This window comes from Arthrobacter sp. NicSoilC5, assembly GCF_019977395.1.
Lineage (GTDB): Bacteria > Actinomycetota > Actinomycetes > Actinomycetales > Micrococcaceae > Arthrobacter.
Genome location: NZ_AP024660.1, coordinates 115,518 through 130,805, shown reverse-complemented (window position 1 = coordinate 130,805; position 15,288 = coordinate 115,518). Strand labels below are relative to the sequence as shown.

General features: G+C 67.3%; 13 protein-coding genes. 8 read left to right on the top strand and 5 right to left on the bottom strand.

Annotation, left to right across the window (positions count from 1 at the left end):
- Positions 1 to 32 precede the first annotated feature (32 nt).
- On the top strand, positions 33 to 935 hold the full coding sequence (locus LDO22_RS00580; protein ID WP_224025691.1) for a TIGR01777 family oxidoreductase: 903 nt from the start codon (positions 33 to 35) through the stop codon (positions 933 to 935).
- A 32-nt stretch (positions 936 to 967) separates the two neighbouring features.
- Here LDO22_RS00580 and LDO22_RS00575 read toward each other — a convergent pair whose 3' ends face one another.
- Positions 968 to 2,605, bottom strand: coding sequence for a serine/threonine-protein kinase (locus LDO22_RS00575; RefSeq protein WP_224025690.1), 1,638 nt, complete (start codon positions 2,603 to 2,605; stop codon positions 968 to 970).
- 127 nt (positions 2,606 to 2,732) lie between these two features.
- On the opposite strand from LDO22_RS00575, the gene lipB reads away from it, so the two are divergent.
- The 5 genes from lipB to LDO22_RS00550 all read left to right on the top strand — a co-directional run bounded on the left by lipB (position 2,733) and on the right by LDO22_RS00550 (position 6,733).
- Positions 2,733 to 3,410: a lipoyl(octanoyl) transferase LipB gene (lipB, locus tag LDO22_RS00570; RefSeq protein WP_263422201.1), complete on the top strand. Its 678-nt coding sequence runs from the start codon at positions 2,733 to 2,735 to the stop codon at positions 3,408 to 3,410.
- Positions 3,407 to 4,426: a lipoyl synthase gene (gene lipA, locus LDO22_RS00565; protein WP_224025689.1), complete on the top strand. Its 1,020-nt coding sequence runs from the start codon at positions 3,407 to 3,409 to the stop codon at positions 4,424 to 4,426. The genes lipB and lipA overlap by 4 nt, the downstream gene beginning before the upstream one ends.
- An 88-nt stretch (positions 4,427 to 4,514) precedes the next feature.
- Complete coding sequence (locus tag LDO22_RS00560; RefSeq protein WP_159632207.1) at positions 4,515 to 5,267, top strand: DUF4191 domain-containing protein; 753 nt, start codon at positions 4,515 to 4,517, stop codon at positions 5,265 to 5,267.
- Positions 5,268 to 5,392: 125 nt separating this feature from the next.
- Positions 5,393 to 5,743, top strand: coding sequence for a DUF3817 domain-containing protein (locus LDO22_RS00555; protein ID WP_224025688.1), 351 nt, complete (start codon positions 5,393 to 5,395; stop codon positions 5,741 to 5,743).
- A gap of 18 nt (positions 5,744 to 5,761) precedes the next feature.
- Entirely contained in the window at positions 5,762 to 6,733 is a 972-nt protein-coding gene (locus tag LDO22_RS00550) for a DMT family transporter (RefSeq protein WP_224025687.1), read from the top strand.
- A gap of 81 nt (positions 6,734 to 6,814) precedes the next feature.
- Here LDO22_RS00550 and LDO22_RS00545 read toward each other — a convergent pair whose 3' ends face one another.
- A complete protein-coding gene (locus tag LDO22_RS00545) occupies positions 6,815 to 7,252 on the bottom strand; it encodes an RDD family protein (RefSeq protein WP_141160826.1) in 438 nt (145 codons plus the stop codon).
- A 283-nt stretch (positions 7,253 to 7,535) separates the two neighbouring features.
- On the opposite strand from LDO22_RS00545, the gene glnA (LDO22_RS00540) reads away from it, so the two are divergent.
- Positions 7,536 to 8,960, top strand: a complete 1,425-nt coding sequence (gene glnA / locus LDO22_RS00540; protein ID WP_224025686.1) for a type I glutamate--ammonia ligase — start codon at positions 7,536 to 7,538, stop codon at positions 8,958 to 8,960.
- 272 nt (positions 8,961 to 9,232) lie between these two features.
- On the opposite strand, the gene LDO22_RS00535 is transcribed toward glnA (LDO22_RS00540), so the two are convergent.
- From LDO22_RS00535 to glnA (LDO22_RS00525), 3 genes are read right to left on the bottom strand one after another with little or no spacing between them, the layout of a single operon-like run.
- Positions 9,233 to 9,769 (bottom strand): GNAT family N-acetyltransferase, encoded by a 537-nt coding sequence (locus LDO22_RS00535; protein WP_224025685.1) that lies wholly within the window; start codon positions 9,767 to 9,769, stop codon positions 9,233 to 9,235.
- A complete protein-coding gene (locus tag LDO22_RS00530; protein ID WP_224025684.1) occupies positions 9,759 to 12,770 on the bottom strand; it encodes a bifunctional [glutamine synthetase] adenylyltransferase/[glutamine synthetase]-adenylyl-L-tyrosine phosphorylase in 3,012 nt (1,003 codons plus the stop codon). The genes LDO22_RS00535 and LDO22_RS00530 overlap by 11 nt, the downstream gene beginning before the upstream one ends.
- A 9-nt stretch (positions 12,771 to 12,779) precedes the next feature.
- Positions 12,780 to 14,120: a type I glutamate--ammonia ligase gene (gene glnA, locus LDO22_RS00525; protein WP_141160830.1), complete on the bottom strand. Its 1,341-nt coding sequence runs from the start codon at positions 14,118 to 14,120 to the stop codon at positions 12,780 to 12,782.
- Between the two features lie 278 nt (positions 14,121 to 14,398).
- Between glnA (LDO22_RS00525) and panB the strand changes: the two genes are divergently transcribed.
- A complete protein-coding gene (panB, locus tag LDO22_RS00520; RefSeq protein WP_224025683.1) occupies positions 14,399 to 15,286 on the top strand; it encodes a 3-methyl-2-oxobutanoate hydroxymethyltransferase in 888 nt (295 codons plus the stop codon).
- Positions 15,287 to 15,288 lie beyond the last annotated feature (2 nt).

The following is a 15,288-nucleotide window of genomic DNA, read 5'->3' as shown; positions in this document are numbered from 1 at the left end:
ACACAACCCGCGCCGCCGTGGTGAGATGGACCATGCACATCGTCATGGCCGGCGCCTCGGGGCTCATCGGCACTTCCATGTCCGCGGCATTCCGCAATGCCGGCCATTCGGTGGTGACGCTGGTCCGCCGGCCCCCTGCCAGCGCCGCCGAAGTCCGCTGGGACCCTGCGGCCGGCGTCCTGGATCCGGGCGCACTCTCGGGCGCTGACGCCGTCGTCAACCTCTCCGGAGCGGGAATCGGCGATAGGCCATGGACGCGCAGGCGGGTGGAGGAACTCTTCAGTTCCCGCCTGGGACCAACCAGGACCCTGGTGCAGGCAATGGCACGGGCTGATATGCCACCGGCCACCTTCATCAGCCAGTCCGGTTCGGGCTATTACGGCGATGCGGGCAATACGGTGCTGCGGGAAGATGCGGCGGCAGGTGAGGGGACACTCCCGCAAATCTGCATTGAGTGGGAGCAGGCCGCCCTTATGGCGCCGCCGGGAGTGCGGGTGGTAACGCCCCGGACCGGGGTGGTGTTCAGCCGCTCAGGCGGCGCATTGGGTAAGCTGCTTCCGCTGCTGCGCCTGGGCGTGGGCGGACCGTTCGGAAACGGCCGGCAGTTCTGGCCCTGGGTGACACTGCCCGATGTCTCGGCCGCTTTCCTGTTCCTCCTGGGCTCCCCGGTCTCCGGCCCGGTCAACCTCGCCGCCCCTGAACAGGCGGACGTCAATACCATCGTGGCAGCGCTGGCCCACGCGCTGCACCGCCCCGCCATCCTGCGGGTACCTGCCCCCGTGCTGCGCACCGTGATGCCCGGCCTGGGCGAAGAACTGTTGCTGTACAGCCAGCGGATGGAGCCGGCGGTCCTGACCGCCGCAGGGTTCACGTGGCAGCACGGGCACCTGGCAGATGCTGCCCGCTGGGTGGCTGGAAAGACCAGCGCCGGCTAGCCCTGCCGGGGACTCCGGAGCGGAGTGCCGATTCACGGGCCCGGAAGGATGTCGGCTACCAGCCACCGGCCCTCCACGGAGACCAGCACCAGCCGAAGCAGCTGCGGCCTGGTGGGTGCCCCCGTGGCGACTACTGTGTCTCCGGCGTCCACCATCCGGTACCCGGAGGTAGCGGATACAGCCCGCACCACGGCATGGGCTTCGGTGCCCCCATCTTCGGCGGCGATCTCGGAAAGCGTGGTGGTGAACCCGGTGAGGCGCTGGCCGGATCCGGCAAACTGGCCGGCGACGCGCTGGTCAGCCGCGGCGGCGGTCGACCCGGGGGCATTCACCTCGGCCAGCAGTTCCACGCCCCCGCTGCTGAAGGCATAGTCGCGAAGCGCCGCCAGCCCCTGAACGGCTTCCACCGGATCAGCTGCTCCGGCCCGCCGCCGTGCGGCGTCCACGGGCAAGGGAAGCCCATTACCGCCGCCTGAATCGGCATCCGCACCCGTACTTGCACTTGCTGACGGCGCAGATGTTGGTGGCAGCCCCTGTGCGGCACCTTTAAGCCACGTGCCATCCCCTGCGGTCGCCGACAGCCACCACGCCACTGCCGCCACCGCGGCAATCAGCGGCATGACGGAGCGCAGCAGCACCCGCCGCGCCTGCCCACCAACGGGCCCGTCCACGTGCTTTCCCTTGGCCGGCGTGGTTGTCGCTGTTGCCGCTCCCGGCCGTGCGGACCAGCGGGATGTGGCCGCCCGGCGTCGCAGGCCCTGGGCTTTCGTTCGCAGTGCGCTGCGCTTTGACCCGACGGGAACGTGCCGCCGCGTCAACAGCTCAGGCAGGACAGTGGGGTGGACCGCGTCGGAAAGATCCACGGGCTGCGGTTCGGCGCTGCGGTAGACGGCCGTGGCCAGCGCCAGCGCGTCCGGGCGCAGGCGCCGCTCATCGTTCAGGCCTGCTTCCAGGGCAGCCGCGAGGTCTTTGGGAACCCCGGGAACCAACAGGGACAACGGCGGACGGTCGGCCGTGCGTCCCGGCGCTTCACCTGTGAGGCAGTACCACCCAAGGGCAGCCACCGAGTACACATCGCGTTCGGGCTGCAGGCCGGCACGGACCGCGTCCACCGGGGCGGGATCAAGGAATCCGCCCGTTCCCGCGGTGCCGGCGCCGCCCGGGTCCCCGAGCATCCGGGCGACGCCGAGATCTGACAGCATCGGTTTTCCCTGCCCGGTGAAGAGCACGTTTCCGGGCGAGACGTCGGAATGCGTGAAGCCTTTGCCGTGCAGGTACGCCAAGGCCTGGGCGATCGGCGTCAATACCGTGACCGTCTCCCCCACGCTGAGCCTGCCGCGGGCGGACACCAACTGGGCCAGGGAACCGCCGGCAGCATAATCCATGGTCAGGGCCGTACCATTTCCCGGCTCCGTCCCCTGCACCGCGTCGTGGGCCCGGATCAGGTGCTCGTGGTCCAGGACTGACAGGATGCGGATCTCCCGCCGCACCTCCTCCTCGGTAATGCCCGGGCTGCTGCGCGTCCCCCTCCCGGCGGCCCGGAAGCACTTGAGGGCGTATTCCTGTCCCGTCCGTTGTTCCCTGGCCAGCCACACGTCCGCGCTGCCGCCGCGGCCCAGCAGCCTGCCGACGTCGTAGCCGGGTACGTCGGGTGCCTGTACATCGTCCATGGTCCATGTCTAGCCGAGTTCCGTCCGGCCTGCAGAAGTTATCCACAGCCCCCGGGGTTGCAGTCACAAAGGGCAGGGCCGGTGAGCTTGGACACTAAACCGGGCCGGTGCGGCTGCGGGGTCTAAGCTGGATGCCATGACTCTTGAGTTTTCACAGCTGGGTCTTGCCCCCGACTTCGTTGATTACATGGAAGGCTGGGATGCCCAGCGCGAACTCCATGACAAAGTTGTCGCCGGAAGTGCGCCCAGCACAGTCCTTCTTTTGGAGCACGCCGCTGTATATACGGCCGGCAAGCTTACCGAGGACCACGAGCGGCCCTTTGACGGTACGCCGGTCGTCGCAGTGGACCGCGGCGGCAAACTGACCTGGCACGGCCCCGGCCAGCTGGTTGCCTACCCCATCCTGAAGCTGAAGAACCGCTCCGGGATCAGGGACTACGTGGAGCGGCTGGAAGAAATCATGATCACCGTCATGGCGGACTACGGCATCAAGGCTGAACGCATCAAAGGCCGCGCCGGCGTATGGATCAAGGCCGATTCCAAGGGCCCCGACCGCAAGATCGCGGCTATCGGCATCCGCGTCCTGAACGGCGTCACCATGCACGGCGTCGCCATCAACTGCAGCAATGACCTGGCGCCCTACGGCCAGATCATCGCCTGCGGCATCACCGACGCCGGAGTCACCACCATGTCCCTTGAAACGGGCAGGGAGATCCATCCCGCGGACATCGCGGAGCGGTTCGTGGAGGAATTCCGCAAGCACGAAGAAGCATTGGTTTCGAGCCCTGAAGGAGCTCTACTGTGACATTGGCACCTGAAGGCCGGAAGATGCTGCGGATCGAGCAGCGCAACGCTGCGGTCCCGGTGGAGCGCAAGCCGGAGTGGATCAAGGCCAAGGTCCAGATGGGCCCGGAGTTCGTCGGGCTGAAGAACCTGGTCAAAAAAGAAGGCCTGCACACCGTCTGCGAAGAGGCCGGCTGCCCCAACATCTTCGAATGCTGGGAAGACAAGGAAGCCACCTTCCTGATCGGCGGCTCCGAATGCACCCGCCGCTGCGACTTCTGCCAGATCGACACCGGCAAACCCTCCCCCGTGGACATGTTCGAACCCACCAAGGTGGCCCGCTCCGTGCAGTCCATGCAGCTGCGCTACGCCACCGTCACCGGCGTGGCCCGCGACGACCTCGAAGACGAAGGCGTCTGGCTCTACGCCGAAACCGTCCGCAAAATCCACGAACTGAACCCCGGCACCGGCGTGGAACTGCTCATCCCCGACTTCTCCGGCAACCCCGACCACATCAAGGCGATCTGCGACTCCGCCCCCGAAGTCTTCGCGCACAACGTCGAAACCGTGCCCCGGATCTTCAAAAGGATCCGCCCCGCGTTCCGCTACGAACGCTCCCTGGACGTCATCACCCAGGGCCGGAACCTGGGCATGGTCACCAAGTCCAACCTCATCCTGGGCATGGGCGAAACCCGCGAAGAAATCAGCGAAGCCCTCCGCGACCTCCACCAGGCCGGCTGCGACCTGATCACCATCACCCAGTACCTGCGCCCCTCCGAACGGCACCTGCCCGTGGACCGCTGGGTCAAACCCCAGGAATTCGTGGACCTCCAGCACGAAGCCGAAGAAATCGGCTTCCTCGGCGTCATGTCCGGCCCCCTGGTCCGCTCCTCCTACCGCGCCGGCCGCCTCTGGGCCACCGCCATGCGCAAAAAAGGCCGCGACATCCCCGCCGAACTCGCCCACATCGCCGAAGGCATCCAGGACTCCGGCACCACCCGCCAGGAAGCCGCCACCCTCCTCGCTGCACACTCGTGACCTCTCCTTTGTGAAGTGGCAGAGGGCCGGACGCCGGAAGACTCCAGCGTCCGGCCCTTTGGTTTAAGTCACGTAGAATTGAGGCACTATGGCGAAATCCCCTGACTCCAGCAACTCCACCCCGGCGGGCTCAAGCGCGGTGAAGCGCGGCCTGTTCACGCGCAAGCCCAAGGAAGCTAAGGCCAAGAAGCCCAGCAGGCTCAAGCAGATCGGCGAGGTCTTCACCATGACCCGCCGCCACGACCCCATGGTTCCGTGGCTCATGCTGCTGGTGTTCCTCGGTGTTGTGGCCGTGAGCTTCCTGGTGGGTTTCTGGCTGGATAACTGGATTACCGGCCTGATCATCGGCATTCCGCTCGGCCTGCTGGCGGCCACCTTCATTCTGTCCCGGCGCGCTGAGCGTGCTGCGTTCGCGCAGATCGAAAACCAGCCCGGAGCTTCGGGCGCTGCCCTGGGCACGCTCCGCCGCGGCTGGATCACCGAAGAGCAGCCCGTGGCCGTCAACCCGCGCACGCAGGATGCCGTGTTCCGCGCCGTAGGACGTCCCGGCGTCGTCCTTGTCAGCGAGGGCCCCGCCCACCGGGTGAAGCCGCTGCTCGATGCCGAGCGCAAGCGCCTGGCGCGCATCCTGCCCAACGTTCCTGTCCACACCATCCAGACCGGCCGCGGCGAAGGCCAGGTGCCGCTGAGCCAGGTGGCCAAGCAGATGGGCAAGATGAAGAACGAACTGACCAAACTTGAAGTCAGCACGGTATCCAAGCGCATCGCGTCCATGGGCAGCAGGCTTCCCATTCCCAAGGGCATCGACCCCTACAAGGCCCGTCCCAACCGCGGACGCTAGCTGATTGAACGCCCCGGTACCGGCACTGCCGGCAGCCGGGGCGTTTTTCTTTCTGCCCGAACCGCCGCGCCCAGCCCTCCCATCACATGTGCGGCCAGCGCACCGCCCGACGACAGGACATGACCATGCCCCTCAGGACAACAGTGATCCGCGCCTTCCGCATCCTCGCCGTGGCCGAGGCCTGCAGTTGGGCCGCGCTCCTCGCCGGCATGTATTTCAAATGGATTGCCGGCACCACGGAGCTCGGCGTCCAGGTGGCAGGCCCTGTCCACGGTGCCCTGTTCATCGGTTACGGGGTCGCCGCGCTCATGCTGTGGCGGGTGCAGCGCTGGCCGTTCCTGGTGGCCGTACTGGCAGGTGTCTCGGCGGTCTTCCCGTTCGCCACCCTCCTGTTCGAACGCTGGGCCGGGCGCCGCGGGTACCTCAGCGCTGCCCGCGCAGCGGACGCCCCGGCCCTCGAGTCCAGCCGCGCCTAGCGGGACAGGCACGCCGCAGTGGACTCGGTTGAGCAGGGACGGACGTCACAGCCGCCGCAGGAGGCTGGGACGCCGAGCACGCGCGCGCAGGGACGCAGGCGGGTAATCGCTCTCCTCTCCCTGCTGGGGGCAACCCTGTTCTGGGCCGGCAACTACGTGGTGGGCGCCGGCGCTGTCCACAGCATCGACCCCCTGAGCCTGGTCTTCCTGCGGTGGGCGATCGCACTGGTGCCGCTGCTGCTGATAGCCCAGCTTGTGGAGAAGCCCTGCTGGCGGTCCGTTGCAGCTGCGTGGCCGTGGCTGCTGGCGCTCAGCGTGTGCGGGCTCCTCGGCTACAACCTTCTCCTGTACTTCGCCCTGGAACACACCGATGCGTTCAATGCCTCGCTGATCAACGCCTTCAATCCGGCGCTGATCACGCTGGCGGCCGCAGTATTCCTGCGCGAGCGGCTCACGCCGATGGCCGTGGCCGGCGTCGTGATGGCGCTGGCCGGCGTCCTCATCGTCATCAGCGGAGGGAATGTGGGCCGGCTGGCCACTGCCGGCTTCGGCACCGGCGAGATGCTGATGGTGGGGGCGGTGGTTGTCTGGACGGCCTACACGGTCACTGGCCGCCTGGCACCCAAGATCCCGCCGATCACAGCTACGGCAGTGCAGGCAGCCGTGGCGGTGGCCCTCCTGGCCCCGGTGCGGTTCGCAACGGGCGGCCTGGCTTTTCCTGGGACGGGCAGTGCGTTGGCGTCATTGCTCTTCATCGCGATTTTTCCGTCGGTACTGTCCTACGTGCTGTGGAACCGCGCCCTGACGGTCCTGCCGGCGGCCGGTGCCGGCGTGTTCCTCAACCTGATCACTGTCTTCACCGCAGTCCTGACCATTCTGGCCGGACAGGTCCACACGGCCGCGCAGTTTGTGGGCGGCGCCATCGTCGTCGGCGGCGTGATCGTCACTAATGCGCGGGCCTTCCGGCGGAAGCACCCGGCCAGCGCTTAGAGCGGCCCCGGCCATGGGGCGCCGTTGCCCGTCGTGCGCCGTTGTCCCTTGGTGTGCCGTTGCCCGCGGGAGGCCCGAGCCTCAGCGCCGGATGAGGAGCGTATTCATGGCCTTGTCGTGCAGGCCGCGCTGGTCGGGGTCGAAAATGACTGCGGGGATAACCAGGCAGAGGAGCACTGCCCTGACCAGGCCGGCAAGCGGTCCCGGAGTGCCGCCTCCCGGCTTGATCACCGCGATGCCCATGATGCGGTGGCCGATGCTGTAGCCGAGGGTGCCTACCAGCAGGGTCTGTTCAATGGCGAAGACCGCCAGCGTGGCCCAGGAATCGCCGCCAAAGGCAAAGTTGCTGATGAGCAAGGCGATGCCCCAGTCGATCATGATCGCAACGATCCTGCGCCCCGCCCGGGCAATGGAGCCGGGACCGGACTCCGGCAGCCCCAGGCGCTCCCCCGGATACTTTGAGATGCCGGAGGTGTCAGGTCCGGTGAGCCAGGAGCCAATGTCTTTGCGATCTACCACCGTCCAAGTTTACCGACCCCGGGGCAGCAGGGCGCCCACACTGTGGATGGGGCTCGACCACAGTGTGGACGGACGATAGCGTGGTCATAGCAGGGCATTCTGTAACCTGCCCGAAACAATGCGGACATGGACGGGAAATGCCGGATCCATAGTCTGTTAGAAGTTTCAAGCAATCCCCCGGCAGGTACACGCGACAGGGACAACATGCGTTCTCCCTGATTTTGGATTGCGCTGGATCACATGGCGTGCATGCCAGATATTTACATATGCGTTAGGAGCATAGATGTTCAAGACTGCGGACGAAGTCCTCAAGTTCATCAAGGACGAAGATGTAAAGTTCGTCGATATCCGCTTCACCGACCTTCCGGGTGTCCAGCAGCACTTCAACGTCCCCGCGAAGAGTGTTGACGCTGATTTCTTCGTCAACGGACAGCTCTTCGATGGTTCCTCCATCCGCGGATTCCAGGGCATCGCCGAATCTGACATGCAGCTGATCCCGGACGTCACCACCGCGTTCCTGGACACCTTCCGCATGGAGAAGACCCTCGCGCTGAACTTCTCGATCGTCAACCCGCGCACCGGTGACCCGTACCACCGCGACCCCCGCGGCGTAGCCGAGAAGGCCGAGGCCTACCTGGCCTCCACCGGCATCGCCGACACCGCGTTCTTCGCTCCCGAAGCCGAGTTCTTCGTGTTCGACAACGTCCAGTACCAGTCCTCCCCCGAGGGCAGCTTCTACAAGATCGACTCCGAGGAAGCCCACTGGAACAGCGGCCGCGAGGAAGAAGGCGGCAACCTGGGCTACAAGACCCCCGTCAAGGGCGGTTACTTCCCGGTCTCCCCCACCGACAAGCAGGCTGACCTGCGCGACGCCATGTGCGTTGCCCTGGACGAAGCCGGCCTCGAGGTCGAGCGCAGCCACCACGAAGTTGGATCCGCCGGCCAGGCCGAGATCAACTACAAGTTCACCACCCTGACCCACGCTGCCGATGACCTGCAGAAGTTCAAGTACGTCATCAAGAACACCGCTGACGCCTGGGGCAAGTCCGTGACCTTCATGCCGAAGCCGGTCTTCGGTGACAACGGCTCCGGCATGCACTGCCACCAGTCGCTGTGGAACGGTGGCGAGCCGCTGTTCTACGACGAGAAGGGCTACGCCGGCCTGTCCGACACCGCCCGCTGGTACATCGGCGGCCTGCTGCAGCACTCCTCCGCTGTCCTGGCCTTCACCAACCCGACGGTGAACTCCTACCGCCGCCTGGTCAAGGGCTTCGAAGCCCCGGTCAACATGGTCTACTCGCAGGGCAACCGCTCCGCCGGTATCCGCATCCCCATCACGGGCTCCAACCCCAAGGCCAAGCGCATCGAATTCCGCGCACCGGACCCCTCCTCCAACCCCTACCTGGCCTTCGCTGCCCAGCTGATGGCCGGCATTGACGGCATCCGCAACCGCATCGAGCCCCCGGCTCCGATCGACAAGGACCTCTACGAGCTCCCGGCCGAGGAAGCCAAGGACATCCCCAAGGCTCCGGGCAACCTCGAGGAAGCCCTGGAGGCCCTGCGCGAGGACAACGAGTTCCTGCAGGCCGGCGGCGTCTTCACCCAGGACCTGATCGACACCTGGATCGAGTACAAGTACGAGAACGAGATCCGTCCGCTGTCCCTGCGCCCGAACCCCTACGAGTTCGAGCTCTACTACGGCGTCTAGTCTGCGGCCTGCCCCGCAGGAGCGCTGAAGCAGCGAAGGCGGCCACCGGTTCATCCGGTGGCCGCCTTTTGCGTTGTCCGGGCCGTCAAGGCCGCAGACGGAGACCGTAAGGTGGGGGCCCGCCTCCAGACGTGCTGAGACCGGGAGCCGGACCCCCTGACGAATGCCCCCCGAGACGAAGACTGTCCAGCCTTCCCCCCAACAAGGTTGGAGAACACCGCCATCCACATAATCGGGCAAACGCTTGCTAAGCGCAATGCCGGTCCGGCGCGTTACGCCGGTGCGGCGGCAGCGAAGCTGTGGAACATGATCCGTTGCGGCCCCGCGGAACCGCCGAGGTACGGGCCTGCGTCGACGAAGCCGGCGCGGCGGTACGCGGAGAGGCCCGCATGGTTCTCCTCATTGACGGAAAGTACGACGCCGGACTCGCAGCTTTGGTGCCGGACGGTGAGCCTGCGTGCGGCCTCCACAGCGGCGGTGGCCGCCAGCGTGCCCAGCCCCTTGCCCTGGTGCCGGCTGTCGATGAGGAAGCCCCGCAGCAGCCACGCTGACTTGTCGTCGGGCCACCCGGCAAGGCCGGCCGCCCCCGCCTGGAGGGTCAGGACACCGGATGCGTTCCCGCCGGCCTCCACGACGTAGGGGTGCCGTGATTCCTCGGCCAGGCCTGCCAGCGCCATGCGCAGGGGGTCGCCCACGAAACGTTCCTGGCCTGCCAGGAGCGACATGTCCGCGATGGCGCCCAACTGGATGGCGCGGGCATCCGCGTCCAGGTCCCGGAGCGGGATGAGCCAGACCCAGTCAGTGCCCATAGAAGACACGTTCAAAAACAGCCCGGGCGCGGCGGCTCACCCGCAAATAGTCTTCCTCCAGCGCGGCTGCGTGTCCCGGCTCATAGCCGCACCAGCGCGCCACGGCTTCAAGGTCGCGGCGGGAGGATGGCAGGAGATCGGAAGCCTTACCGTTCCAGATGACATTGGCGGACCGGATGCGGCTGGCCAGCCGCCAGGCCTCGGCCAGCAAACCGGCGTCGGCAGCATCCAACAGTCCAAGTTCCGCTGCTGCGGTGAGGGCTTCCAGCGTGGATGTGGTCCGGAGTTCCGGGTGTTTCCCGGCATGCTGGAGCTGCAGCAGCTGCACCAGCCACTCAACGTCGCTGAGGCCGCCGCGGCCGAGTTTGAGGTGCCGTGCTGGGTCTGCGCCGCGCGGCAACCGCTCCGATTCCACCCTGGCCTTGATGCGCCGGATCTCCCGTACGTCCTGCTCCGCCACAGTTTCCGGGTACCGGATGGGATCGATCAGCGAGAGGAAATCAGCGGCCAGGGCATCATCGCCGGCCATGGGCCGTGCCCGCAGGAGCGCCTGGGCTTCCCAGATCAGGGACCAGCGGCGGTAGTACTCGGCGAAGGAGTCCAGGGAGCGCACCATGGCCCCGTTTTTCCCCTCGGGACGGAGGTCGGCGTCCATCTGGAGGACCCGTTCCGCCATGATGGCCGGCTTCAGGGGCTGCGTGAGGAGGCTGGACACCTTCGCCACGATGCGGGCCGCCTGTTCCTGCGCCTCCGCTTCGGTAAAGCCGGGCAGCGCCCTGTGGACGTACATGACGTCGGCGTCAGAGCCGTAGCCGATCTCCCGGCCGCCCTGCCGGCCCATGGCCACCACCAGCACCGTGGTTTTGAGCGGGCCGGCGGCAGAGACTATTCCTTCCGCCACCCGCAGCGCGCCCAGGACGGCGGCGCGGTCCGTGTCCGCCAGGGCGCTGCCCACCTGTTCCTGGTCCAGGAGGCCCGCCGAATCGGCGATGGCGATGCGCAGGATTTCCCGCCGACGGATCAGCCGGATCAGGCGCATGGCACTCTCCGGGTCCTCGTGCCGGGACATCTTTGCCGTGATCTCCTGCCATTGGGCTTCAAAGCCCACGGGAACCAGGTCCTTGTCCTGTCCCAGCCATGCCACCGATTCCGGCGAGACCTCGAGCAGGTCCGCGATGAGCCGGGAGTTGGACAGCATGTGGCACAGGCGTTCAGCGGCGGCGTTGGAGTCGCGGAGCAGGCCCAGGTACCAGTGGGTGGTGCCCAGGGCTTCGCTGACGCGGCGGAAGGCCAGAAGGCCTGCGTCCGGGTCCACGCCCTCGGCGAGCCAGTCGAGCAGGATGGGCAGGAGCTGGCGCTGCAGGGCGGCCCGGCGGCTCACACCGGCGGTCAGCGCCTCAATGTGGCGCATCGCCCCCTGCGGGTCCCGGTATCCGAGCGCCGCAAGCCGTCCCTGCGCCGCCTCGGGGGTCAGCCTGGCGTCCTCGCTGCTGAGTTTGGCTGCCGTATTCAGCAGCGGCCGGTAGAAGATGCGCTCGTGCAGTTCACGGACCGAGCGCTTGGTCCGCTGCCAGGCGGACAGCAGGGAGTCCGGGCTGGGCCGTTCGTTGGAGAACGGCCCCAGGACGGCTTTGGCCAAAGAGCGCAGCGCCGGCTCCGCCACCGGCATGAGGTGGGTGCGGCGCAGCTGGAACAACTGGATCCGGTGCTCCAGGAGCCGCAGGTAACGGTAGGCGTTGTCGAATGCCGCCGCGTCGGAACGGCCAATGTAACCGCCCGCTGACAGGGCAGCGATCGCAGAGGTGGTGTCCCGCCGTCGTAAAGTTTCATCCGCCTTGCCATGCACCAGCTGGAGCAGCTGGACGGTGAATTCAACGTCGCGCAGTCCGCCGCGGCCCAGCTTGATCTGGCGCTGCTCCTCGGCGGCCGGAATGTTCTCGGTGACCCGGCGCCGCATCGCCTGGACGGACTCGACGAAGCCCTCCCGCCCGGCCGAGCTCCAGATCAGCGGCGCCACGGCTTCCTCGTACGCCCGGCCCAGTGCGGCGTCGCCCGCGATGGCACGGGCCTTGAGCAGCGCCTGGAATTCCCAGCTTTCGGCCCACCTGGCGTAGTACGTCTCGTGGGAGGCGAGGGTGCGGACCAGCGGCCCCGATTTGCCCTCGGGCCTGAGGTTCGCGTCCACTTCCCACAGTCCGGGTTCCCTCGCGACCGAGGAGATCGCCCGGGAGATGCCGCTTGCCAGCGCCGTGCCGATGGTGTTGGCCTGGGCGTCCTCCAGGCTGCCGGCGTCCACGACGTAGATGACGTCGACGTCGGAGATGTAGTTCAGTTCCCGGGCTCCGCATTTGCCCATGCCGATGACTGCCAGGCCGACGTCGGCGACGTCGGCAGCGCTGTGCTGCTCCGCCGCTTCAGCGCGGGAGACGGCGAGGGCAGCCTCGATGGCGGCCGCGGCCAGGTCCGCCAGTTCACCGCCCACCGATGGCAGGAAGTCCAGCGGGTCCGCGGCGCAGAGGTCCTTGACGGCGAGGTCCACCAGTCCGCGCCGGTAGGCCGTGCGCAGGGCAGCGTAGGCGTCCGCGCCGGTGGCGGCGGCCACGGGACGTGCGGCGCGGGGGTCGGCGCCCACGGCCTGCAGGAGGGTGGTGCGCAGCCGGCCCGGGTCGGCAGGCAGCGGCTCGGGACTGGCCCGGACCCGGAAGGCCTCCAGGTGTTCCGGGTGCCTGATGAGGAACTCCCCCAGGGCCTCGGAAGCACCCAGGACCCGGTACATGGGCTCGCTGTCCTCCGCGTCAGCGGCCGCCAGGTCACGCAGCTGCGGGTGCTTTTCAATCAGCCGGACCAGGGACTGCAGGGCAGTGTCCGGGCTCGCGGCCAGCTGCAGCCCGGCAAAGAGCCTGTCCTGGTCCAGCCCCTCAAGTTCGCGCGCGGCAAGGAACCGTTCGCCCTTCTCCAGGTCGCTGAATCCGGCCGCGATCAGGCGGCGTGCCAGGCTCACGCCCGGCACCTAGAGGATGCCGAGGTTGCGCTGCAGCTCGTAGGGCGTCACCTGAAGCCGGTAGTCCTGCCATTCGGCGCGCTTGTTGCGCAGGAAGTGCTCGTAAACCTGTTCGCCCAGGATCTGCGGCATCAGCTCCGAGTCCTCCATGGAACGGATGGCATCGTGCAGGCTGGCCGGGAGCGGGTCATGGCCCATGGCGCGGCGTTCCGCGGAGCTCAGCGACCAGACATCGTCCTCTGCCGCGGCCGGAAGGTCGTAGCCCTCCTCGATGCCCTTCAGGCCCGCGCCAAGCAGCACGGCGTAGGCAAGGTACGGGTTCGCGGCGGAGTCGATGCCGCGGTACTCGATCCTTGCGGACTGGCCCTTGCCTGGCTTGTACAGCGGCACGCGGACCAGCGCGGAGCGGTTGTTGTGGCCCCAGCTGAGGTAGCTGGGTGCTTCGCCGCCGCCCCACAGGCGCTTGTAGGAGTTGACGAACTGGTTGGTGACGGCCGTGAATTCCGGGGCGTGCTTGAGGATGCCGGCGATGAACTGCCGGGCCGTCTTGGACAGCTGGAACTCAGCCCCTGCTTCGAAGAACGCGTTGCTGTCGCCTTCGAACAGGGAGAAGTGCGTGTGCATTCCCGACCCGGGGTGGTCGGTGAACGGCTTGGGCATGAACGTGGCGTAGGTGCCCTGCTGGAGCGCCACTTCCTTGATGACGGTGCGGAACGTCATGATGTTGTCCGCCGTCTGCAGGGCGTCGGCGTAGCGGAGATCGATCTCGTTCTGGCCCGGGCCTGCCTCGTGGTGGCTGAATTCCACGGAAATGCCGACCGATTCCAGCATGGTCACCGCGGTGCGCCGGAAGTCCTGGGCCACGCCACCGGGGACATGGTCAAAGTAGCCGCCCTCGTCCACCGGAACAGGAGCACCGTTCGGACCCGGCTCGTGCGACTTGAGCAGGTAGAACTCGATCTCGGGGTGGGTGTAGCAGGTGAAGCCCATGTCCGCGGCCTTGGCGAGGGTCCGCTTGAGCACGTTGCGCGGATCGGCGGCGGAGGGCTCGCCGTCGGGGGTCAGGATGTCGCAGAACATCCTGGACGTCTGCTCCGTCTCGCCCCGCCACGGCAAGATCTGGAAGGTGGCGGGATCCGGCTGGGCCAGCATGTCGGATTCGAAAACACGGGCCAGGCCTTCGATGGAGGAACCGTCGAACCCCAGGCCTTCCTCGAATGCGCCCTCGACCTCCGCCGGGGCCAGCGCCACTGACTTCAGCGAACCCACGACGTCGGTGAACCACAGGCGCACGAAACGTACGTCGCGCTCTTCGATTGTGCGCAGGACAAACTCTTGCTGGCGGTCCATGATGGCCTCTTCTCCGGTCAACGTCCATGCTCCGGGGTCCGCGCAAAGGGGAAAGCCGGCAGCAGTTCATCATCACTGTACTAATCATTCGGCGCCGATGCTTGAGCCTGCGCCGTGCGTAACACAGCATTAACCTGGCGGTCCCCAAAACATGCCCCCAGGCGCGGTTTCCAGCGATACCCGGCACCCCGTCCCGGCGCGGAGCTATGGCGCTTATCACCTTTTTGCGGGGATGCCCGCGGTAGCTAGGACGGCCGGTACCGCACTACGCTCATCCCATGGCCTCCAACAGCTCCGACTCCAGCGCGTCCGCAGAAGTACCCGCCCCGTACGGCAACGGCCCCGGCGTGCCGGTTCCTGCCGAACGGAAGCCCGCCAAGGTCCGCATCCACCACCTGCAGCAGGCCAAGCGTGACGGCACCAGGTTTGCCATGCTCACGGCGTACGAGCAGTACACGGCCGAGATCTTCGATGCTGCCGGCATCGAGGTGCTCCTGGTCGGAGACTCGGCGTCCAACAACGTCTTTGGCAATGAGACCAGCCTCCCGGTGACCGTTGACGAACTGCTCCCCCTCTGCCGGGCGGTGGCCAGGTCCGCCAAGCGTGCCCTGGTGGTGGCCGACCTGCCGTTCGGCAGCTACGAGGTCAGCGCGGAACAGGCCGTCGGCGCGGGCGTCAGGTTCCTGAAGGAAGGGCTGGCCCACGCGGTGAAGATCGAGGGCGGGAAGTACTACGCCCCCACGGTCCGCGCGATGGTGCAGGCGGGCATCCCCGTGATGGCCCACATCGGCTTCACGCCCCAGAGCGAACACGCCTTGGGCGGCTACCGCGTGCAGGGCCGCGGCGACGACGCCCAACGGCTGATCGAGGACGCCCGCGCCCTTGAGGAGGCCGGTGCGTTTTGCGTGCTGATGGAGATGGTGCCGGCGGAGACTGCCGCCGCGGTTGACGCCGCCGTGGGCGTGCCCACCGTGGGCATCGGGGCCGGGAACGCCACCACGGGCCAGGTCCTTGTCTGGCAGGACATGGCCGGGCTTCGCGGCGGCCGGATGGCCAAATTCGTCAAGCAGTACGCGGACCTGCGCAGCACACTGCACGACGCCGCCACCGCCTACGGGGACGACGTCCGGTCCGGCACGTTCCCCGGCCCGGAACACTCGTTCTAGGC

Bases quoted from the DNA above. Each gene is read 5' to 3' on its own strand.
- LDO22_RS00580 (WP_224025691.1), top strand. From the start codon at position 33: ATGCACATCGTCATGGCCGGCGCCTCGGGGCTCATCGGCACTTCCATG.
- LDO22_RS00575 (WP_224025690.1), bottom strand. From the start codon at position 2,605: ATGGACGATGTACAGGCACCCGACGTACCCGGCTACGACGTCGGCAGG.
- LDO22_RS00560 (WP_159632207.1), top strand. From the start codon at position 4,515: ATGGCGAAATCCCCTGACTCCAGCAACTCCACCCCGGCGGGCTCAAGC.
- LDO22_RS00555 (WP_224025688.1), top strand. From the start codon at position 5,393: ATGCCCCTCAGGACAACAGTGATCCGCGCCTTCCGCATCCTCGCCGTG.
- glnA (WP_224025686.1), top strand. From the start codon at position 7,536: ATGTTCAAGACTGCGGACGAAGTCCTCAAGTTCATCAAGGACGAAGAT.
- LDO22_RS00535 (WP_224025685.1), bottom strand. From the start codon at position 9,769: ATGGGCACTGACTGGGTCTGGCTCATCCCGCTCCGGGACCTGGACGCG.
- glnA (WP_141160830.1), bottom strand. From the start codon at position 14,120: ATGGACCGCCAGCAAGAGTTTGTCCTGCGCACAATCGAAGAGCGCGAC.
- panB (WP_224025683.1), top strand. From the start codon at position 14,399: ATGGCCTCCAACAGCTCCGACTCCAGCGCGTCCGCAGAAGTACCCGCC.